The 21,083-nt window shown below is 55.6% G+C and carries 17 protein-coding genes; 13 read left to right on the forward strand and 4 right to left on the reverse strand.

From position 1 onward, the window contains the following. Window positions 1-21 precede the first annotated feature (21 nt). Entirely contained in the window at window positions 22-579 is a 558-nt protein-coding gene (gene yfcD, locus ABLU78_RS16330) for an NUDIX hydrolase YfcD (protein ID WP_015365574.1), read from the forward strand. Window positions 580-646: 67 nt separating this feature from the next. Here yfcD and pta read toward each other — a convergent pair whose 3' ends face one another. Together pta and ackA are read right to left on the reverse strand one after the other, a co-directional pair. After that, entirely contained in the window at window positions 647-2,794 is a 2,148-nt protein-coding gene (gene pta / locus ABLU78_RS16335; RefSeq protein WP_026612251.1) for a phosphate acetyltransferase, read from the reverse strand. A gap of 119 nt (window positions 2,795-2,913) precedes the next feature. After that, a complete protein-coding gene (gene ackA, locus ABLU78_RS16340; RefSeq protein ID WP_015365576.1) occupies window positions 2,914-4,116 on the reverse strand; it encodes an acetate kinase in 1,203 nt (400 codons plus the stop codon). Window positions 4,117-4,454: 338 nt separating this feature from the next. Here ackA and yfbV point away from each other — a divergent pair, with 338 nt between their 5' ends. The 4 genes from yfbV to ABLU78_RS16360 all read left to right on the forward strand — a co-directional run bounded on the left by yfbV (window position 4,455) and on the right by ABLU78_RS16360 (window position 8,073). Next, a complete protein-coding gene (yfbV, locus tag ABLU78_RS16345) occupies window positions 4,455-4,910 on the forward strand; it encodes a terminus macrodomain insulation protein YfbV (protein WP_015365578.1) in 456 nt (151 codons plus the stop codon). Window positions 4,911-4,998: 88 nt separating this feature from the next. Continuing rightward, on the forward strand, window positions 4,999-5,493 hold the full coding sequence (locus ABLU78_RS16350) for a YfbU family protein (protein WP_015365579.1): 495 nt from the start codon (window positions 4,999-5,001) through the stop codon (window positions 5,491-5,493). An 11-nt stretch (window positions 5,494-5,504) separates the two neighbouring features. Further along, on the forward strand, window positions 5,505-6,164 hold the full coding sequence (locus ABLU78_RS16355; RefSeq protein WP_015706163.1) for a sugar phosphatase: 660 nt from the start codon (window positions 5,505-5,507) through the stop codon (window positions 6,162-6,164). Between the two features lie 76 nt (window positions 6,165-6,240). Next, window positions 6,241-8,073: an SLC13 family permease gene (locus ABLU78_RS16360; protein ID WP_015365581.1), complete on the forward strand. Its 1,833-nt coding sequence runs from the start codon at window positions 6,241-6,243 to the stop codon at window positions 8,071-8,073. A 37-nt stretch (window positions 8,074-8,110) separates the two neighbouring features. Here the strand turns inward: ABLU78_RS16360 and yfbR are convergent, their stop codons facing one another. Next, window positions 8,111-8,710, reverse strand: coding sequence for a 5'-deoxynucleotidase (gene yfbR / locus ABLU78_RS16365; RefSeq protein ID WP_032712094.1), 600 nt, complete (start codon window positions 8,708-8,710; stop codon window positions 8,111-8,113). Window positions 8,711-8,791: 81 nt separating this feature from the next. Further along, window positions 8,792-10,009 carry an alanine transaminase AlaA gene (alaA, locus tag ABLU78_RS16370; protein ID WP_015365583.1) on the reverse strand — a complete coding sequence of 406 codons (1,218 nt, stop codon included), beginning with the start codon at window positions 10,007-10,009 and terminating at the stop codon, window positions 8,792-8,794. 883 nt (window positions 10,010-10,892) lie between these two features. Here alaA and ABLU78_RS16375 point away from each other — a divergent pair. From ABLU78_RS16375 to nuoH, 8 genes are all read left to right on the forward strand, one after another. Beyond that, window positions 10,893-11,819: a LysR family transcriptional regulator gene (locus tag ABLU78_RS16375; protein ID WP_048229154.1), complete on the forward strand. Its 927-nt coding sequence runs from the start codon at window positions 10,893-10,895 to the stop codon at window positions 11,817-11,819. A 652-nt stretch (window positions 11,820-12,471) separates the two neighbouring features. Next, window positions 12,472-12,918: an NADH-quinone oxidoreductase subunit NuoA gene (nuoA, locus tag ABLU78_RS16380; protein ID WP_002913181.1), complete on the forward strand. Its 447-nt coding sequence runs from the start codon at window positions 12,472-12,474 to the stop codon at window positions 12,916-12,918. A gap of 15 nt (window positions 12,919-12,933) precedes the next feature. Next, window positions 12,934-13,608, forward strand: coding sequence for an NADH-quinone oxidoreductase subunit NuoB (nuoB, locus tag ABLU78_RS16385; protein WP_002913178.1), 675 nt, complete (start codon window positions 12,934-12,936; stop codon window positions 13,606-13,608). Between the two features lie 88 nt (window positions 13,609-13,696). After that, on the forward strand, window positions 13,697-15,505 hold the full coding sequence (nuoC, locus tag ABLU78_RS16390) for an NADH-quinone oxidoreductase subunit C/D (protein WP_015365585.1): 1,809 nt from the start codon (window positions 13,697-13,699) through the stop codon (window positions 15,503-15,505). 2 nt (window positions 15,506-15,507) lie between these two features. Continuing rightward, complete coding sequence (nuoE, locus tag ABLU78_RS16395; protein WP_015365586.1) at window positions 15,508-16,008, forward strand: NADH-quinone oxidoreductase subunit NuoE; 501 nt, start codon at window positions 15,508-15,510, stop codon at window positions 16,006-16,008. Next, window positions 16,005-17,342 carry an NADH-quinone oxidoreductase subunit NuoF gene (gene nuoF, locus ABLU78_RS16400; RefSeq protein WP_015365587.1) on the forward strand — a complete coding sequence of 446 codons (1,338 nt, stop codon included), beginning with the start codon at window positions 16,005-16,007 and terminating at the stop codon, window positions 17,340-17,342. The genes nuoE and nuoF overlap by 4 nt, the downstream gene beginning before the upstream one ends. A 32-nt stretch (window positions 17,343-17,374) precedes the next feature. After that, a complete protein-coding gene (gene nuoG / locus ABLU78_RS16405; protein ID WP_015706161.1) occupies window positions 17,375-20,101 on the forward strand; it encodes an NADH-quinone oxidoreductase subunit NuoG in 2,727 nt (908 codons plus the stop codon). After that, a complete protein-coding gene (gene nuoH / locus ABLU78_RS16410; RefSeq protein ID WP_015365589.1) occupies window positions 20,098-21,075 on the forward strand; it encodes an NADH-quinone oxidoreductase subunit NuoH in 978 nt (325 codons plus the stop codon). The genes nuoG and nuoH overlap by 4 nt, the downstream gene beginning before the upstream one ends. Window positions 21,076-21,083 lie beyond the last annotated feature (8 nt).

Consider the following 21,083-nt stretch of genomic DNA (forward strand, 5'->3'; position numbering starts at 1 on the left):
GCTTAAAAGTAAGGTTTCCTGATGGCGGAACAGAAGCATTTGGCAAGCACAGAATGGGTCGATATTGTTAATGAAAACAATGAAGTGATAGCACAGTCCAGCCGCGAGCAAATGCGCGCGCAGTGTCTGCGCCACCGCGCGACCTATATTGTGGTTCATGATGGGATGGGCAAGATTCTGGTACAGCGCCGTACCGAGAGCAAAGATTTCATGCCGGGCATGCTGGATGCGACCGCAGGCGGCGTGGTGCAGGCGGATGAACAGCTGCTGGACTCCGCGCGCCGCGAAGCGGAAGAAGAGCTGGGGATTGCGGGCGTGCCTTTTGCCGATCACGGCCAATTCTACTACGAAGATAAACACTGCCGCGTCTGGGGAAGCCTGTTTAGCTGTGTTTCTCATGGCCCGTTCGCCCTGCAGGAAGAAGAGGTCAGCGAGGTATGCTGGTTGACGCCGGAAGAGATCACCGCGCGCTGCGATGAGTTCACCGCCGATTCACTGAAAGCGCTGGCGCTGTGGATGACCCGTAACGCGGGCAATACCGGCCACGATCGCGACGAGCCGGAAGAAGACGAAGCGTAATTTCCTTTACGCGTTAGAGCCATAAGAAAGGCAGCCATTTGGCTGCCTTTCTTGTCTCAGCGGGAGATTATTTCTGCTGCTGAGAAGACTGAATCGCCGTCAGTGCGATGGTGTAGACGATATCGTCTACCAGCGCGCCGCGGGACAGGTCGTTTACCGGCTTACGCATACCCTGCAGCATCGGCCCGATGGAGATCAGGTCAGCGGAACGCTGTACGGCTTTGTAAGTGGTGTTACCGGTGTTCAGATCCGGGAAGATGAACACGGTCGCGCGGCCAGCTACCGGAGAGTTTGGCGCTTTGGACTTCGCAACATCGGCCATTACCGCGGCATCATACTGCAGCGGACCGTCGATCATCAGGTCAGGACGTTTTTCTTGCGCCAGACGAGTTGCTTCGCGTACTTTTTCTACATCGCTACCTGCGCCGGAGGTGCCGGTGGAGTAGGAGAGCATCGCCACGCGCGGTTCGATACCGAAGGCAATCGCGGAATCAGCGGACTGAATCGCGATTTCCGCCAGCTGTTCAGCAGTCGGATCCGGGTTGATCGCGCAGTCGCCGTAAACGTAAACCTGTTCCGGCAGCAGCATGAAGAATACGGAAGAGACCAGCGAGCTGCCCGGCGCCGTTTTGATAAGCTGCAGCGGCGGACGGATGGTATTGGCGGTGGTGTGAACCGCGCCGGATACCAGGCCGTCGACTTCGTCTTGTTCCAGCATCAGGGTGCCGAGAACCACGTTATCTTCCAGCTGTTCGCGCGCAACCGCTTCGGTCATGCCTTTGTTCTTACGCAGTTCGACCAGACGCGCCACGTAGCTTTCGCGAACCACTTCCGGATCGACGATTTCAATACCAGCGCCCAGCTCTACGCCCTGAGAGGCCGCAACGCGGTTGATCTCATCCGGGTTGCCCAGCAGCACGCAGGTTGCAATACCGCGCTCGGCACAGATGGCCGCCGCTTTAACAGTACGCGGTTCGTCGCCTTCCGGCAGAACGACGCGTTTGCCCGCTTTACGCGCCAGCTCGGTCAGCTGGTAGCGGAAGGCAGGCGGAGACAGACGACGGCTGCGCTCGGAGGTCGCGGTCAGCGATTCGATCCAGTCGGCGTTGATATAGTTAGCAACGTATTCCTGAACTTTCTCGATGCGCTCGTGATCGTCAACCGGTACTTCCAGGTTGAAGCTCTGCAGGCTCAGAGAGGTCTGCCAGGTGTTGGTGTTAACCATGAATACCGGCAGGCCGGTGGCGAAAGCACGTTCGCACAGCTTGCTGATGCGCGCGTCCATTTCATAGCCGCCGGTCAGCAGGATAGCGCCGATTTCTACGCCGTTCATCGCCGCCAGGCAGGCAGCGACCAGTACGTCTGGACGGTCTGCGGAAGTCACCAGCAGAGAACCCGGACGGAAGTGTTCCAGCATGTGCGGAATGCTGCGCGCGCAGAAGGTTACAGACTTCACGCGGCGAGTATTGATGTCGCCTTCGTTGATCACGGTCGCATTCAGGTGATGCGCCATGTCGATAGCGCGCGTGGCGATCAGATCGAAGCTCCATGGCACCGCGCCCAGCACCGGCAGCGGGCTGCCATTCTGCAGTTGAGCCGGGTCGATCTTCACGACTTTCGCTTTAGACGAGTCGTCAAAGATTTCGGACAGGTCAGGGCGTGTACGGCCTTGTTCATCAACCGGAGCATTCAGTTTGTTAACGATAACGCCAGTGATGCTGGTGTTTTTCGCGCCGCCGAAGCTGTTGCGAGTCAGTTCGATACGCTCGTTCAGCTGTTCCGGGGTATCGGTGCCCTGAGACATCACGAAGACGATTTCCGCGTTAAGCGTTTTTGCGATTTCGTAGTTCAGAGACTGAGCGAACTGGTGTTTACGAGTCGGGACCAGGCCTTCAACCAGCACCACTTCAGCATCCTGAGTGTTGGCATGGTAGTTGGCGATGATCTCTTCCATCAGCACGTCTTTCTGGTTGCTGGACAGCAGCGACTCAACGTGGCTCATGTTCATCGGTTCAGCGGCAGTCGTCGTTGAAGAGCTGGCGCGAACGATGGTGGTAGTCTGGTCTGGAGTATCGCCACCGGAACGCGGCTGGGCGATAGGTTTAAAGACGCTCAGGCGAACGCCTTTGCGTTCCATAGCGCGGATAACACCGAGGCTGACGCTGGTCAGGCCTACGCTGGTTCCGGTAGGGATCAGCATGATAGTACGGGACACGATATATCCTCTTTCGTTACCGCCAGTTTTAGGCGGGATACAAAACAGCACCGCCAGCTTACCGTTCATACTTCAAGTGGCAACTCGAAGCAGTCAGGATTATCGCTGGCGGTGTGGAATTAAGCGGTCAGACGGTGTGCGTCTTGAGCGATCACCAGCTCTTCGTTGGTCGGGATAACCACGGCAGGGCGGGTGCCTTCTTTGTTGATGAAGCCAGACTTGCCGAAACGGGCAGCCAGGTTACGCTCGTGATCAACTTCGAAGCCCAGAACGCCCAGTTTACCCAGGGACAGTTCACGAACCATCGCGGCGTTTTCACCGATACCACCGGTGAAGACAACGGCGTCCAGACGGCCATCCATCAGCGCGGTGTAAGAACCGATGTATTTCGCCAGACGGTGGCAGTAAACGTCCATTGCGCGTTTAGCGTCAGCTTTATCCGCGTAGTTGTCTTCAACATAGCGGCAGTCGCTGGTGACTTCGGTCAGACCCAGCAGGCCGGACTCTTTGGTCAGCATTTTGTTGATAGCATCTACGCTCATACCCAGGGCGTCGTGCAGGTGGAAAATGATTGCCGGGTCGATATCGCCAGAGCGAGTACCCATCACCAGACCTTCCAGCGGGGTCAGACCCATGGAGGTATCAACGCATTTACCGTTACGGATAGCGGAAACGGAACCGCCGTTGCCGAGGTGGCAGGTGATGATGTTCAGTTCTTCAACCGGCTTGTTCAGAACCTTAGCGGCTTCCTGAGTCACATAGTAGTGGCTGGTGCCGTGCGCGCCGTAACGACGTACACCGTGCTCTTTGTACAGGCTGTACGGCAGGGCATACAGGTAGGACTCTTCCGGCATGGTCTGATGGAACGCGGTGTCGAACACGGCAACGTTCTTGTCTTTCAGGTGCGGGAAGGATTTCAGCGCTTCAGCGATACCGATCAGGTGCGCCGGGTTGTGCAGCGGTGCGAAGGAAGCGGAGTCTTTGATGCCCTGAATAACGGAATCGTCGATGACAACGGAACTGGTGTATTTTTCACCGCCGTGAACGATACGATGGCCAATTGCGGTCAGCTGTGCTGACAGTTCTGGTTTTTGTGCCAGAATAGTGTTAACGATAAAGTTCAGCGCTTCACTGTGAGCGGCGCCTGCGCCTAACTCAGCTTCGTGTTTGCCGCCGTCCATTTTCCATTTGATACGGGCTTCAGGAAGATGGAAACATTCGGCTAAACCGGAGAGATATTCGTCACCGTTAACGGCATCCAGGATAGCAAATTTCAGGGAAGAGCTACCGCAGTTCAGAACCAGTACTAACTTACTCGACATGGAAGTACCTTTTATGATACGTGGCTAAAAAAACATCAGTGTGTCACAAAGCGTAGCGCAGGATGACATCGACATTTATGATTAACATCATGCCTTGTTCTGTTTTCTGGCACGATGAGGGAAGTACATATGATTTTATGTCATTTTGCATAATTTTCCGCCAGCAGCAGAATATGCGATAATTTGACTAACCTGGTAAAAGGGTCTAACCGCCCTCTCAGGTGGGCACAGGATACCTGATTGCCGCACCCATTGCCAAAATCTTTTGAACGTTGTCATGCACAGTTGGTGTTTTGCACGAAAATTTTAAGTTTTATATGTAAAGTTGAGGTATAGCCATGTCGACCCCTGAGAATCGCCCCGTTAGCTTTTTTAGCTTGTTTCGTCGCGGGCAGCACTATGCGAAGACCTGGCCCCTCGATAAGCGGCTGGCGCCGGTGTTTATCGAAAACCGCATTATTCGCGCCACCCGCTACGCGATTCGCATCATGCCGCCGGTTGCGGTCTTCACCCTGTGCTGGCAGATAGCGCTCGGCGGCCAGCTCGGCCCGGCCGTCGCCACCGCGCTATTTGCCTTAAGCCTGCCGATGCAGGGGCTGTGGTGGTTGGGTAAGCGTTCCGTCACGCCATTACCGCCATCAATACTGAACTGGTTTTATGAAGTGCGCGGCAAATTACAAGAGGCCGGGCAGGCGTTAGCACCGGTTGACGGCAAGCCGGATTACCAGGCGTTGGCTGACACGCTTAAGCGCGCCTTCAAACAACTGGATAAAACTTTCCTTGATGATTTGTAATTCCATACGGAAAACGCATATAAAAGAAGGCGCATGATTTATGCGCCTTCTTTATTATTTCACGCCGTAAGTGCTACAGGAGTCAAAAATGGAAATGACCAATGCGCAGCGTCTGATTTTGTCCAATCAGTACAAGATGATGACTATGCTCGACCCGGACAACGCTGAACGTTACCGCCGTCTACAGACCATCATCGAGCGTGGATATGGGCTGCAAATGCGCGAGCTGGACCGCGAATTTGGCCAACTGACGGAAGAAACCTGCCGGACGATTATCGATATCATGGAGATGTACCACGCGCTGCACGTCTCCTGGACCAACCTCAAAGATGCGTCCGGTATTGATGAACGCCGGGTCACCTTCCTTGGCTTTGATGTCGCCACCGAGGCCCGTTATCTCGGCTATGTGCGCTTTATGGTCAATGTAGAAGGGCGCTATAGCCACTTCGACGCAGGAACTCACGGCTTTAACTCGCAGACGCCGATGTGGGAAAAATACCAGCGTATGCTGGCCGCCTGGCACTCCTGTCCGCGCCAGTATCACTTGAGTAGTAACGAAATTAACCAAATTATTAATGCCTGATGGAGGTGCCCGTGCAGTGTAAAGGTTTCCTGTTCGATCTCGACGGGACGCTGGTGGATTCTTTACCGGTTGTCGAGCGTTCATGGTGTAAATGGGGCGATCGTTTCGGCATTCCGCATGATGAAATTCTCGGTTTCATTCACGGTAAACAGGCCATCACTTCGATTCGCCATTTTATGCCGGGGCGCAGCGAGGAGGATATTCAGGCCGAGTTCCGCTTCCTTGAGCAGATTGAAGCCACCGATATCGACGGCATTGTCGCACTGCCGGGCGCGTTAAACTTGCTGAATACGCTCAATGAAGCCGGTATCCCCTGGGCTATCGTGACCTCGGGGTCGATTCCGGTCGCTCACGCCCGCCACCGCGCGGCAGGTCTGCCGATGCCGAAAGTGTTTGTTACCGCCGAACAGGTGAAGAAGGGGAAACCGGCGCCGGATGCTTATCTGCTCGGCGCTGAACTGCTGGGGATACCGGCGCAACAGTGCGCGGTGGTTGAAGATGCGCCGGCGGGGCTGCTTTCCGGGCTGGCTGCCGGATGCCGCACCATCGCCGTCAACGTTCCGGCGGATGCGCCGCGTCTTGATGAAGCCGATCTGGTGCTGACGACTCTCGAAAGTTTGCGCATTGAACGGCAGGCGGACGGCAATGTTCAGGTGAATCTTAAAGCATAATCTCATGACTTAGCCCCGCGTCGCCGGGGCTTTTTTGTGCCACAATTTCGGCTCCCTCTTCAGACAAGGATAAGTTGTGAACGGTGAATTGATTTGGGTGTTATCGCTACTGGCCATCGCGGTTGTCTTGTTTGCAACCGGCAAGGTGCGCATGGATGCCATCGCGCTGATGATCATTGTGGCGTTTGTGCTTAGCGGTACGTTAACCCTCAGCGAAGCCTTCTCCGGCTTTAGCGATCCGAACGTCATTCTCATTGCTGCGTTATTTATCATTGGCGATGGCCTGGTGCGCACCGGCGTGGCGACTAAAATGGGCTCCTGGTTGGTCAAGGTTGCCGGTAATAGCGAAACCAAAATGCTGGTCTACCTGATGCTCACCGTTGCCGGGCTGGGCGCGTTTATGAGCTCCACCGGCGTCGTGGCGATATTTATTCCGGTGGTGCTCAGCGTTTCGCTGCGTATGAATACCTCGCCATCGCGGCTGATGATGCCGCTGAGCTTCGCCGGGCTGATTAGCGGCATGATGACCCTGGTGGCGACGCCGCCGAACCTGGTGGTCAACAGTGAACTGCTGCGCGAAGGGTTGCATGGATTCAGCTTCTTCAGCGTGACCCCGATTGGCCTGGTGGTGCTGGTGTTGGGTATCGTCTATATGCTGGTGATGCGCTTTATGCTGAAGAGCGAAGATGACAGCGCCGCTCGCGATGTGCGCAAGAAAAGCACCTTTCGTGATTTAATCAAAGAGTACCGCCTTACCGGCAGGGCGCGCCGGCTGGCGATTCGTCCGGGCTCGCCGATGATCGGCCAGCGGCTTGATGATTTAAAGCTGCGTGAACGCTACTGCGCCAACGTTATCGGCGTCGAACGCTGGCGGCGTTTTCGCCGGGTGATTGTCAACGTTAACGGGGTATCGGAGTTTCGCGCCCGTGACGTGTTGCTGATCGATATGTCAGCCTCCGACGTCGATCTGCGGCAGTTTTGCGGCGAACAGATGCTTGAGCCGATGGTGCTGCGTGGCGAATACTTTGCCGATCAGGCGCTGGACGTCGGCATGGCTGAAGTCTCGTTAATCCCTGATTCAGAGCTTATCGGTAAAACGGTGCGCGAGATGGCCTTTCGTACCCGTTTTGGTCTGAATATCGTTGGTCTGAAGCGCGATGGCAAAGCGCTCGACGGCGCGGTAGTCGATGAACCTCTCCAGTTAGGCGATATTATGCTGGTGGTCGGCAACTGGCGGCAGATAGCCATGCTGGCGAAACGTGGCCGCGATTTTGTGGTGCTGAATATGCCGGTAGAGGTCAATGATGCTTCGCCAGCGCACAGTCAGGCGCCGCACGCCATATTCTGCCTGGTGTTGATGGTAGCGCTGATGCTTACCGATGAAATCCCCAACCCTATCGCTGCCATCATCGCCTGCCTATTGATGGGCAAGTTTCGCTGCATCAACGCCGAGAGCGCCTATAAGGCGATTCACTGGCCGAGCATCATTTTGATTGTGGGGATGATGCCGTTTGCCCTGGCATTGCAGAAAACCGGCGGCGTGGATTTGGTGGTGCAGGGGTTAATGGACGTCGCCGGGAGCAAAGGCCCCTACTTGATGCTGGGTTGTCTGTTTGTGATGTGCGCGGCGATTGGTCTGTTTATCTCTAACACCGCGACGGCGGTGCTGATGGCGCCGATTGCGCTGGCGGCGGCGAAATCGATGGGGGTATCGCCGTATCCCTTCGCCATGGTGGTGGCGATGGCGGCTTCGGCGGCTTTCATGACCCCGGTCTCTTCACCGGTTAACACGCTGGTGCTCGGACCCGGTAAATATTCGTTCAGTGATTTTGTCAAAATCGGTGTGCCCTTCACCGTACTGGTGATGGTGGTCTGCGTGCTGCTGATCCCGGTACTCTTTCCGTTTTAATTCATTCAGGCCGGGCAGGGGATGCCCGGCCTGAAAATTAAAGCGGTGAATCCTGGCTGATTTCATCGAGCGACAGCTGGAAGCTCGGGACAAATACTTGCATAAAGTAATCCATCTCCGGGCTACGGCGCGACTCCAGCGTTTTTTCCAGCCGACCTTTAGCCAGCAGGAATTCGTTATTGCCGGCGGAAAGCTCTTCAAGACATTTCAGATAGGCGCAAAGAGCGTCGGCCTGCTTCACAATCGACTGCTCTTCTTCACTGTAATGGTGCTCATCAATCAGGGGCTCAAAGATATCGCGCAGCTCATCGGGAACCATATCGACCAGTTTTTGCTGAGCGATTTTCTCAATCGCCTTATATTCCTGGGCAATCTGCGAATTGAAGTATTTCACCGGTGTGGGCAGATCGCCGGTGAGGACCTCGGAGGCATCGTGATACATCGCCAGCAGGGCAATACGTTCGGCGTTGACCTGGCCGCCAAACTTGCGGTTCTTAATTGCCGCCAGCGCATGGGCGACCATCGCCACCTGCAAACTGTGCTCGGAGACGTTTTCGGTACGCACGTTGCGCATCAAAGGCCAGCGGTTAATTAGTTTCAGGCGGGAGAGGTGGGCAAAGAAATGACTCTGACTCATAGGAACCCTTAAGCGGTGACAACATCAGGTTCCATTGTGCGCAGGGATCGCCGCCGGATGCAAATACCGGCGGCGGCGCGATTAAAGCTGATGATAGCCGGAGAGGAAACGGCCAAAGCGAGAAATCGCCATTTCCAGGTCATCTTCACGCGGCAGGGTGACGATACGCACGTGATCCGGCCACGGCCAGTTAAAGGCGGTGCCCTGAACCAGCAGCACTTTCTCCTGCAGCAGGAAATCGAGCACCATTTTCTGGTCATCGTGGATATTAAAGCGTTTGGCGTCGATTTTCGGGAACATGTACAGCGCGCCTTTCGGCTTGACGCAGGAAACGCCCGGGATCTCGTTGATTAACTCCCAGGCGCGGTTGCGTTGCTCATACAAACGCCCGCCCGGAATGATAAATTCGCTAATGCTCTGATAGCCGCCCAGCGCGGTTTGGATTGCGTGTTGCGCCGGGACGTTGGCGCACAGGCGCATCGAGGCCAGCATTTCCAGCCCTTCGATATAGCCTTTGGCGTGCTTTTTCGGCCCGTTCAGCACCATCCAGCCCTGGCGGAAACCGGCGACACGATAGGTCTTCGACAGTCCGTTAAAGGTGACGGTCAGCATATCCGGCGCCAGCGCGGCGATCGAATGGTGTTCGGCATCGTCGTACAGGATCTTGTCGTAGATTTCGTCGGCGAAAATAATCAGGTTGTGCTGACGGGCGATCTCGACGATCTCCTGCAACAGCTCTTTGGAATAAACGGCGCCCGTCGGGTTATTCGGGTTAATGATGACGATCCCACGGGTGCGTGGCGTAATTTTGGCGCGGATATCGTCGAGGTCCGGGAACCAGTCTGAGGATTCGTCGCACAGATAGTGCACCGCTTTGCCGCTGGAAAGGGAGACCGCAGCGGTCCACAGCGGGTAGTCCGGAGCCGGAACCAGCATTTCGTCGCCGCTGTTGAGCAGCGCCTGCATGGCCTGGACGATCAGCTCGGAAACGCCGTTACCGATATAGATATCTTCCACGGTAACATCGCGCATCCCGCGCGCCTGGTAGTGCTGCATAATCGCTTTACGGGCGGAATAGAGACCTTTTGAGTCGCTGTAGCCCTGGGCGGTCGGCAGATTGCGGATAACGTCGACGAGAATTTCGTCAGGCGCATCGAAGCCGAACGGCGCCGGGTTGCCGATATTCAGCTTGAGTACTTTGTTGCCTTCTTCTTCAAGGCGTTTTGCTTCTTTGAGAACCGGACCGCGGATGTCGTAACAGACATTCTCTAACTTGCTGGATTTTTCGATAGGGGACATGAACCTTTGACCTTTTAGCTGTTATCGCCACTCCCTGCCGTGGAAGTCAGCACGGAACAATGTACTCCGCATCCCCGCTGTTTTGAAGGGTTAACAGGAGAAGATTTTGCTAATGGTATTTTTTTAGAGTAATGAATTTATCTGTGTAATGGTGTTATTCTTTATATAATGTGCCTGGTATGGGTTTTTGAATGGTTTTATGTTGCGCGTATTAGGTGATTACATGGATGTTTATCCGGTTTGTTGCTGAAGGAAAAAGCGGTTTGCCGGAATTTTAACCGCTAAAAGACACTATGCTAATAAAAAGAGGGCGATGGCGACTGTAGCAACTATGTTAATTTTTTTTAATAAAACATGCCAATGAATGAATCAGGTATATTTGATTGCATGGATTATTTCGGCTTTTGTTAATTTAATTATAGTGCTGCAAAAAAGTTTAAAATTACCTTAGATAATACTGATTAGCGCTTATAAATATTGTGGTTTTCGGTTAGGATAAGACAGTTAATATCGACGTGTAAACCTCTGTTTAACGGCGTGATTTTATTAATATATTGTTATTGCAGGCTTTTTTGTTTGTGTTCAGCAGGCGTTGTTATGCGTGTCGGGCTTCCTGGCGTAACGACATCTGTTATTGCAGACTTTGTTTGAGATTCATCACATAACCGAAGTCTCAGTAATTAAAAATGCGTAGAGCTACGAACAAAATATTACTCAAATTTTTCGCACATTTGTCGCGAACGAGTGCTTTCACATGCAATGACGTTCTTCCAGTTGTCCTCCGCGGAATTTGTCCGCTCGGCACGAGGCTCATGGAATAGCCGGAAACCTGGATACAGCATCAACAAGGCAGGCCAGCATTAGCGCCTGTAAGTGAAGAAATATGATAAATGCAAATCGTCCGATACTGAATCTCGATCTCGATCTGCTGCGGACCTTCGTCGCCGTCGCCGATCTGAGCACCTTCGCGGCGGCCGCTGCCGCGGTATGTCGTACCCAGTCCGCCGTCAGTCAGCAGATGCAGCGCCTGGAGCAACTGGTAGGCAAAGAGCTTTTCGCCCGTCATGGGCGCAATAAATTACTGACCGAGCAGGGGATCCAACTGCTCAGCTACGCGCGCAAAATACTGCGCTTTAATGATGAGGCCTGCATGTCGCTGATGTTTGGCAGCCTGCAGGGGACGCTAACTATCGGCGCTTCCGATGAAACGGCGGATACCATCCTGCCTTACCTGCTCAACCGAATCGGCAGCTTCTATCCCAAACTGACGCTGGAAATAAAGGTCCTGAATTACGCCGATATCGTCGCGAAGTTGGGCAGCGGCGAGATCGACCTGGCATTAACGACGCATCAAACCGGCGAATTTGACGTCCTGACGCTGCGTATCTCGCCGACGCTGTGGTACTGCGCCGCGGATTACGTACTGGCGCAGGGTGAATCCGTTCCGCTGGTGCTGCTCGAAGAGTCCGGGCCGTTTCGCGAAGATATCATCTCCGCGCTGAACGCTGCGCAGGTTCCCTGGCATTTGGCGCATGCCGCCAGTTCTTTAGCCGGGGTGAAGGCGGCGGTGAAAGCGGGCCTTGGCGTCACCGCGCGTCCGGTAGAAATGATGAGTCCGGAGCTACGCGTTCCGGGTAAAAGCGATGGCCTACCGGGCTTGCCTGATACCCACTATGTGCTGAGCTGCAATCCGCAGCGGGAAAACGAACTGGCGCAGGCGATTTTTCAGTCGCTGAGCCAGGACCATAATCCGTGGAACACGGAAACCCTATATACCCCGGAAGGGGGAGACAGTTCTCTGGTTTCATAAAGCCGAATTATCATATATCGATCACAATAATCCGGTAACAAAATGTAAGTGTAAAAAAGAGCCACCGATCGACAAAATGGGGTCAGTGGCTCTTTTTTTTTATATTTTACAAGGATTTTAAGCAGTTTAATAATTTATTGATAAATGAATCAATGAGTTGGGTTGAAAGCGACCATTGTTTCTCTGTTTTTAGCTGCAGTTTCAATACTTCCTGCTAATGTTAAAAAACCGGACGGATTGTTGCCGTTTTCCAGATGTAATTAACAAAAGCGTGTCACAGATCAAGAAAATACCCCTACTTGGGGGGAGGAATCGCGGCCAAATCCTGTCAAAATAGATTGGCGAAATTGATTTACGTCTAAAACGGACACGATTCAACAACACTAAATCCGAATGATATGCAAGGTTATTACGCAACAAAGGGCATTTAATGTTAATGAAAATACTCCAATGTAAATTAATGTAGTTAAAACTTTTGTTAAAGTTGACAAAAGGTTAAAGAAAGGGGTAAAAAGCCACGGCATTTGGGCTTCCTCATCAACCAGGGACGCTTTTTTGCAAGGTCATTTTTTTATTCCTCCCGTGAAACGCTGTGGCGTTCATCTGCCATCAAGAGCAGAGGGTTTTGGCGCTACACTTTTTTGGTTAAGCAATGCGTATGTCAACATCCACTGAAGTCATCGCTCATCATTGGGCATTCGCTATATTTCTCATCATCGCTATCGGTCTGTGCTGCCTGATGCTCGTCGGCGGCTGGTACCTCGGCGGTCGCGCGCGCGCGCGTAGCAAAAACACGCCGTTTGAATCGGGGATCGACTCCGTTGGTTCGGCCCGCTTACGTCTTTCTGCGAAGTTTTATCTGGTCGCCATGTTCTTCGTTATCTTCGACGTGGAAGCCCTGTATCTCTACGCATGGTCAACATCCATTCGCGAAAGCGGCTGGGTTGGCTTTGTGGAAGCCGCAATTTTCATTTTAGTGCTACTGGCTGGTCTGGTTTACCTCGTTCGCATCGGCGCACTGGACTGGACGCCTGCGCGTTCCCGTCGCACGCTGGTTAACCCGGAAACAGACAGTCCCACTAACCGTCATATGCAGTAAAAGCGAGGCAATAAGATGGATTATACGCTCACCCGCATAGATCCTAACGGTGAGAACGACCGTTACCCCCTGCAAAAACAGGAGATCGTAACTGACCCCCTGGAGCAAGAAGTCAATAAAAGCGTGTATATGGGGAAACTCGAACACGCGCTGCATGACATGGTGAACTGGGGCCGTAAGAACTCGATTTGGCCGTACAACTTCGGCCTGTCTTGCTGCTATGTAGAAATGGTGACGTCATTCACTGCGGTGCATGACGTTGCGCGTTTTGGCGCGGAAGTACTGCGTGCCTCTCCGCGTCAGGCCGACCTGATGGTGGTCGCCGGTACCTGCTTCACCAAAATGGCCCCGGTTATTCAGCGCCTGTACGATCAGATGCTGGAGCCGAAGTGGGTTATCTCTATGGGCGCATGCGCTAACTCCGGCGGGATGTACGATATCTACTCCGTCGTCCAGGGCGTGGACAAGTTTATTCCGGTGGATGTTTACATCCCGGGCTGTCCGCCGCGTCCGGAAGCTTATATGCAGGCGCTGATGCTGCTGCAGGAATCCATTGGTAAAGAGCGCCGTCCTCTCTCATGGGTGGTTGGCGATCAGGGCGTCTATCGCGCCAACATGCAATCCGAGCGCGAGCGTAAACGCGGCGAACGAATTGCGGTGACCAATCTGCGGACTCCGGACGAGATTTAACTTGCGCCTGCGGGCGGGAACCAGACTTCGCAAATCAATCTACAAAAGCAGCGAAGCCTCGCCCGGCAGTCACCACGGACCTTTTGCAATGGTGAACAATATGACTGATTTAACCGCGCATGACGCCGCACCAGCCTGGCAAACCCGCGATCACCTTGATGACCCGGTGATCGGCGAACTGCGCAACCGTTTTGGGCCGGATGCCTTTACCGTTCAGCCTACCCGTACCGGCGTTCCGGTGGTGTGGGTGAAGCGCGAACAGCTGCTTGAGGTGGGTGATTTCCTGAAGAGATTGCCGAAACCTTACGTGATGCTGTTTGACCTGCACGGCATGGACGAACGTTTACGTACGCACCGCGATGGCTTGCCAGCCGCGGATTTTTCCGTTTTCTACCACCTGATCTCAGTAGACCGCAACCGCGATATCATGCTCAAGGTGGCGTTGTCTGAAAACGATCTGCATCTGCCGACCTTCACCAAACTGTTCCCTAACGCCAACTGGTATGAGCGTGAAACCTGGGAAATGTTTGGCGTGACCTTCGACGGTCACCCGAATCTGCGCCGCATCATGATGCCGCCGACCTGGGAAGGCCACCCGCTGCGTAAAGACTATCCGGCGCGCGCCACCGAATTCGATCCGTTTGAGCTGACCAAAGCCAAGCAGGATCTGGAAATGGAAGCGTTAACCTTCAAGCCGGAAGAGTGGGGTATGAAGCGCGGCACCGAAAACGAGGACTTTATGTTCCTCAACCTCGGCCCGAACCACCCGTCCGCTCACGGCGCATTCCGTATTATTCTGCAGTTGGATGGCGAAGAGATCGTCGACTGCGTGCCGGACATCGGCTACCACCACCGCGGCGCGGAGAAAATGGGCGAACGCCAGTCCTGGCACAGCTACATCCCGTACACCGACCGTATCGAATACCTCGGCGGCTGCGTCAACGAGATGCCATACGTGCTGGCGGTGGAAAAACTGGCCGGGATCACCGTGCCGGATCGCGTGAACGTGATCCGCGTGATGCTGTCCGAACTGTTCCGCATCAATAGCCACCTGCTGTATATCTCGACCTTTATTCAGGACGTCGGCGCGATGACCCCGGTCTTCTTCGCCTTTACCGATCGTCAGAAAATCTACGATCTGGTCGAAGCGATCACCGGTTTCCGTATGCACCCGGCGTGGTTCCGCATCGGCGGCGTCGCCCACGACCTGCCGCGCGGCTGGGATCGCCTGCTGCGTGAATTCCTTGAGTGGATGCCGAAGCGCCTGGATTCCTATGAGAAAGCCGCGCTGCGCAACACCATTCTGATTGGCCGTTCCAAAGGCGTTGCCGCCTACACCGCAAAAGAAGCGCTGGAGTGGGGCACCACTGGCGCAGGTCTGCGCGCGACCGGTATCGGCTTCGACGTGCGTAAATGGCGTCCTTATTCTGGCTACGAAAACTTCGACTTTGAAATCCCGACCGGCGGCGGCGTTTCCGACTGCTACACCCGCGTGATGCTGAAAGTGGAAGAGCTGCGCCAGAGCCTGCGCATTCTCCAGCAGTGCCTCGATAATATGCCGGAAGGCCCGTTCAAAGCGGATCACCCGCTGACTACGCCGCCGCCGAAAGAGCGCACGCTGCAGCACATTGAGACCCTGATTACGCACTTCCTGCAGGTTTCCTGGGGCCCGGTGATGCCGGCCAACGAATCCTTCCAGATGGTTGAAGCGACGAAGGGGATTAACAGTTACTACCTGACCAGCGACGGCAGCACCATGAGCTACCGTACCCGTATTCGTACCCCGAGCTATGCGCACCTGCAGCAGATCCCGGCGGCGATCCGCGGCAGCCTGGTATCCGACCTTATCGTCTATCTGGGTAGTATCGATTTTGTTATGTCAGACGTGGACCGCTAATTATGCACGAGAATCAACAACCACAAACCGAGGCTTTTGAGCTGAGTGCGGCAGAGCGTGAGGCTATTGAGCACGAAAAGCACCACTACGAAGACCCGCGTGCGGCGTCCATCGAAGCGCTGAAAATTGTTCAAAAACAGCGCGGCTGGGTGCCGGATGGCGCGATCTACGCGATCGCCGATGTGCTGGGGATCCCGGCAAGCGACGTCGAAGGCGTGGCGACATTCTACAGCCAGATCTTCCGCCAGCCGGTTGGCCGTCACGTGATCCGCTACTGCGACAGCGTGGTGTGCCATATCACCGGTTTCCAGGGGATCCAGTCGGCTATCGAGAAAAAGCTGGACATCAAACCGGGTCAAACCACCTTTGATGGCCGCTTCACGCTGCTGCCGACCTGTTGCCTTGGCAACTGCGACAAGGGGCCGACCATGATGATTGATGACGACACGCACAGTTATCTGACGCCGGAAGCGATTCCTGACCTCCTGGAGCGGTATAAATGAAAACCATTATTCGTACTGCCGAAACGCATCCATTAACCTGGCGTCTGCGCGATGACAAGCAGCCGGTGTGGCTGGACGAGTATCGCAGCAAAAACGGTTATGAAGGGGCGCGCAAGGCCTTAAGCGGCATGGCGCCGGATGAAATCGTCAATGCGGTAAAAGACGCCGGCCTGAAAGGGCGCGGCGGCGCGGGCTTTTCCACCGGTCTGAAGTGGAGCCTGATGCCGAAAGACGAGTCCATGAACATCCGTTACCTGCTGTGTAATGCCGATGAAATGGAACCGGGTACCTATAAAGACCGTCTGCTGATGGAACAGCTGCCGCACCTGCTGGTGGAAGGCATGCTGATCTCCGCCTTTGCGCTGAAGGCCTACCGTGGTTACATCTTCCTGCGCGGCGAATATATCGAAGCGGCGCAGCATCTGCGTCGTGCGATTGCCGAAGCTACCGAAGCGGGCCTGTTGGGGAAAAACATCCTCGGTACCGGTTTTGACTTCGAGCTGTTCGTGCACACCGGGGCAGGGCGCTATATCTGCGGTGAAGAGACGGCGCTTATCAACTCGCTGGAAGGCCGTCGCGCTAACCCGCGCTCCAAGCCGCCGTTCCCGGCGAGCTCCGGCGTATGGGGCAAACCGACCTGCGTCAACAACGTTGAAACCCTGTGCAACGTCCCTGCCATCCTCGCCAACGGCGTGGAGTGGTACCAGAATATTTCAACCAGCAAAGATGCCGGCACCAAGCTGATGGGCTTCTCCGGGCGCGTGAAGAATCCGGGCGTCTGGGAACTGCCGTTCGGCACCACCGCGCGCGAGATCCTCGAAGATTACGCCGGCGGCATGCGCGATGGCCTGAAGTTTAAAGCCTGGCAGCCGGGCGGCGCCGGTACCGACTTCCTGACCGAAGCGCACCTCGATTTGCCGATGGAGTTTGAAAGCATTGGTAAAGCAGGTAGCCGTCTGGGCACCGCGCTGGCGATGGCCGTCGACCACGAGATCGGCATGGTTCCGCTGGTGCGCAACCTCGAAGAATTTTTTGCCCGCGAATCCTGCGGCTGGTGTACGCCTTGCCGCGACGGCCTGCCGTGGAGCGTGAAGATCCTGCGCGCCCTGGAGCGCGGCGAAGGCCAGCCTGGCGATATCGAAACTCTTGAGCAACTGTGTCGATTCCTCGGGCCGGGTAAAACCTTCTGCGCGCACGCGCCGGGCGCGGTTGAACCGCTGCAGAGCGCTATCAAATATTTCCGCGAAGAATTCGAGGCTGGCATTAAGCAGCAGTTCAGCAATACCCATGCAATTAACGGTATTCAGCCGAACCTGCTTAAGACGCGCTGGTAATCTAAAGGTTTTTTATTTTTGGAAGCACGCAAATGGCTACGATTCATGTAGACGGCAAAGAATACGAGGTCAACGGAGCGGACAACCTGCTAGAGGCTTGTCTCTCTCTTGGTCTTGATATTCCATACTTTTGCTGGCACCCGGCGCTAGGGAGCGTCGGTGCTTGCCGCCAGTGTGCGGTGAAGCAATATCAGAACGCGGAAGACACGCGTGGTCGCCTGGTGATGTCCTGTATGACTCCGGCATCTGACGGCACCTTTATTTCTATTGACGACGGCGAAGCGAAGCAGTTCCGCGAAAGCGTGGTGGAGTGGCTGATGACCAACCACCCGCACGACTGCCCGGTCTGCGAAGAGGGGGGCAACTGCCACCTGCAGGATATGACGGTCATGACCGGCCATAGCTTCCGCCGCTATCGTTTCACCAAGCGTACCCACCGCAACCAGGATTTGGGGCCATTTATTTCTCACGAAATGAACCGCTGCATCGCCTGCTACCGCTGCGTTCGCTACTATAAAGATTATGCCGACGGCACCGATCTGGGCGTTTATGGCGCTCATGACAACGTCTACTTCGGCCGCCCGGAAGATGGCACGCTGGAAAGCGAATTCTCCGGTAACCTGGTTGAAGTCTGCCCGACCGGCGTCTTCACCGATAAAACGCACTCCGAGCGTTACAACCGTAAGTGGGACATGCAGTTTGCGCCGAGCATCTGCCAGCAGTGTTCCATTGGCTGTAACATCAGCCCTGGCGAACGCTATGGCGAGCTGCGTCGTATCGAAAACCGTTATAACGGCACCGTGAACCGCTACTTCCTCTGCGACCGCGGTCGTTTCGGCTATGGCTACGTAAACCTCAAAGATCGTCCGCGTCAGCCGGTTCAGCGCCGCGGCGACGATCTGATCGCGCTCAACGCCGAACAGGCGATGCAGGGGGCGGCGGATATCCTGCGCCAGTCGAAGAAAGTCATTGGTATCGGTTCTCCGCGCGCCAGCATTGAAAGTAACTTCGCGCTGCGTGAGCTGGTCGGTAGCGAAAACTTCTATACCGGCATCGCTAAAGGCGAACAAGCGCGCCTGCAGATGATGCTCAAAGTGCTGCGCGAAGGTGGGATCCATACCCCGACGCTGCGCGATATCGAATCCTACGATGCGGTACTGGTGCTGGGCGAAGACATTACCCAGACCGGCGCGCGCGTTGCCCTGGCGGTACGCCAGGCGGTGAAAGGGAAAGCACGCGAAATGGCGGCGGCGCAGAAAGTGGCCGACTGGCAGATTGCGGCAATTCTCAACATCGGACAGCGCGCCAAGCATCCGTTATTCGTCACTAATATCGACGACACCCGTCTCGATGACATCGCGGCGTGGACCTATCGCGCGCCGGTGGAAGATCAGGCGCGTCTGGGCTTTGCTATCGCCCATGCGCTGGACAACAGCGCGCCGGCGGTTGATGGCCTGAGCCATGACCTGCAGGGTAAAGTTGATGTGATCGTTCAGGCGCTGGCCGGGGCGAAAAAACCGCTGATTATCTCCGGCACTAACGCCGGCAGCATGGAAATCATTCAGGCTGCCGCCAACGTGGCGAAAGCGTTGAAAGGCCGCGGCGCCGATGTTGGCGTGACTATGGTCGCCCGCGCGGTGAACAGCGTTGGCCTGGGCATGATCGGCGGCGGCTCGCTTGAAGAGGCGCTGGACGAACTGGAAAGCGGTGCCGCAGATGCGGTTATCGTGCTGGAAAACGACCTGCACCGTCATGCTTCCGCCGCGCGCGTCGACGCTGCGCTGGCGAAAGCGCCGCTGGTGATGGTGGTTGATCATCAGCGCACCGCGATTATGGACAAAGCTCACCTGGTGCTCTCCGCGGCAAGCTTTGCTGAAAGCGACGGTACCGTGGTGAACAACGAAGGCCGCGCCCAGCGTTTCTTCCAGGTTTACGATCCGGCTTACTACGACGCGAAAACCGTGATGCTGGAAAGCTGGCGCTGGCTGCATTCGCTGCACAGCACCGTCAACAACCGTCAGGTTGACTGGACGCAGCTGGACCACGTCATCGATGCGGCGATTGCGGCGCTGCCGCAGCTGGCGGGCATTAAAGATGCCGCGCCGGATGCGACCTTCCGCATTCGCGGTCAGAAGCTGGCGCGTGAACCGCACCGCTACAGCGGCCGCACGGCGATGCGCGCCAACATCAGCGTGCACGAACCGCGCCAACCGCAGGATAAAGACACCATGTTCGCCTTCTCGATGGAAGGGAACAACCAGCCGTCCGCGCCGCGTTCGCAAATTCCGTTTGCGTGGGCGCCGGGCTGGAACTCCCCGCAGGCATGGAACAAATTCCAGGATGAAGTGGGCGGTAAACTGCGCCACGGCGATCCGGGCGTGCGTCTGATTGAAGCTTCCGCCAGCGGGCTGGAGTACTTCACGGCGGTTCCGGCCAGCTTCCACGCGGAAGAGGGCAAATGGCGTATCGCGCCTTACTACCACCTGTTTGGCAGCGATGAGCTGTCGCAGCGTTCTCCGGTGTTCCAGAGCCGGATGCCTGAGCCGTACATCAAGCTGAACCCGGCGGATGCCGCAAAGCTTGGCGTCAATGCCGGGGCGATGGTTTCCTTCAGCGTTGAAGGCCAGACGCTGAGTTTGCCGCTGGTTATTTCTGAAGGGCTGGCCGCGGGACAGGTTGGCTTACCGATGGGCATGCCGGGCATCGCGCCGGTACTGGCCGGGGCGCGTATTGATTCACTGCAGGAGGCGCAAGCATGAGTTGGTTAACGCCGGATCTTATCGACATTTTGTTAAGCATCCTGAAGGCCGTGGTCATTCTGCTGGTGGTCGTCACCTGCGGCGCGTTCATGAGCTTCGGCGAGCGTCGTCTGCTCGGCCTGTTCCAGAACCGCTACGGACCTAACCGCGTGGGCTGGGGCGGTTCGCTGCAGCTGGTCGCCGACATGATCAAGATGTTCTTCAAAGAGGACTGGATCCCGCGCTTCTCCGATCGCGTGATCTTTACTCTGGCGCCGGTTATCGCCTTTACTTCGCTGCTGCTGGCTTTTGCTATCGTGCCGGTTAGCCCGTCGTGGGTGGTCGCCGACCTGAACATCGGTATTCTGTTCTTCCTGATGATGGCAGGCCTGGCGGTTTACGCGGTCCTGTTCGCCGGTTGGTCGAGTAACAACAAATACTCGCTGCTGGGGGCGATGCGTGCTTCCGCGCAAACGCTGAGCTACGAAGTGTTCCTCGGTCTCTCCCTGATGGGCGTGGTGGCGCAGGCGGGGTCATTCAACATGACCGATATCGTCAACAACCAGGCGCATCTGTGGAACGTCATCCCGCAGTTCTTTGGCTTCGTCACTTTCGCCATCGCCGGCGTGGCTGTGTGTCACCGTCACCCGTTCGACCAGCCGGAAGCGGAACAGGAACTGGCCGATGGTTACCACATTGAATATTCCGGTATGAAATTCGGTCTGTTCTTCGTCGGCGAATACATCGGGATTGTCACCGTTTCAGCGCTGATCGTTACGCTGTTCTTCGGCGGCTGGAATGGCCCGTGGTTACCGCCTTTCATCTGGTTCGCGCTGAAAACCGCGTTCTTCATGATGATGTTCATTTTGATCCGCGCATCATTACCGCGTCCGCGTTATGACCAGGTAATGTCCTTTGGCTGGAAGGTATGCCTGCCGTTAACGCTGGTCAACTTGTTGGTAACGGCGGCTGTCATTCTCTGGCAGGCGCAATAAGGGGTGAA

It is taken from the genome of Klebsiella sp. JN_Kp122 (assembly GCF_040062085.1).
In the GTDB taxonomy this organism is placed as follows: domain Bacteria; phylum Pseudomonadota; class Gammaproteobacteria; order Enterobacterales; family Enterobacteriaceae; genus Klebsiella; species Klebsiella aerogenes.

Bases quoted from the DNA above. Each gene is read 5' to 3' on its own strand.
- nuoH (WP_015365589.1), top strand. From the start codon at position 20,098: ATGAGTTGGTTAACGCCGGATCTTATCGACATTTTGTTAAGCATCCTG.
- nuoC (WP_015365585.1), top strand. From the start codon at position 13,697: ATGGTGAACAATATGACTGATTTAACCGCGCATGACGCCGCACCAGCC.
- yfbV (WP_015365578.1), top strand. From the start codon at position 4,455: ATGTCGACCCCTGAGAATCGCCCCGTTAGCTTTTTTAGCTTGTTTCGT.
- nuoG (WP_015706161.1), top strand. From the start codon at position 17,375: ATGGCTACGATTCATGTAGACGGCAAAGAATACGAGGTCAACGGAGCG.
- alaA (WP_015365583.1), bottom strand. From the start codon at position 10,009: ATGTCCCCTATCGAAAAATCCAGCAAGTTAGAGAATGTCTGTTACGAC.
- nuoE (WP_015365586.1), top strand. From the start codon at position 15,508: ATGCACGAGAATCAACAACCACAAACCGAGGCTTTTGAGCTGAGTGCG.
- nuoF (WP_015365587.1), top strand. From the start codon at position 16,005: ATGAAAACCATTATTCGTACTGCCGAAACGCATCCATTAACCTGGCGT.
- nuoA (WP_002913181.1), top strand. From the start codon at position 12,472: ATGCGTATGTCAACATCCACTGAAGTCATCGCTCATCATTGGGCATTC.
- ABLU78_RS16350 (WP_015365579.1), top strand. From the start codon at position 4,999: ATGGAAATGACCAATGCGCAGCGTCTGATTTTGTCCAATCAGTACAAG.
- ackA (WP_015365576.1), bottom strand. From the start codon at position 4,116: ATGTCGAGTAAGTTAGTACTGGTTCTGAACTGCGGTAGCTCTTCCCTG.
- yfbR (WP_032712094.1), bottom strand. From the start codon at position 8,710: ATGAGTCAGAGTCATTTCTTTGCCCACCTCTCCCGCCTGAAACTAATT.
- yfcD (WP_015365574.1), top strand. From the start codon at position 22: ATGGCGGAACAGAAGCATTTGGCAAGCACAGAATGGGTCGATATTGTT.
- nuoB (WP_002913178.1), top strand. From the start codon at position 12,934: ATGGATTATACGCTCACCCGCATAGATCCTAACGGTGAGAACGACCGT.
- ABLU78_RS16375 (WP_048229154.1), top strand. From the start codon at position 10,893: ATGATAAATGCAAATCGTCCGATACTGAATCTCGATCTCGATCTGCTG.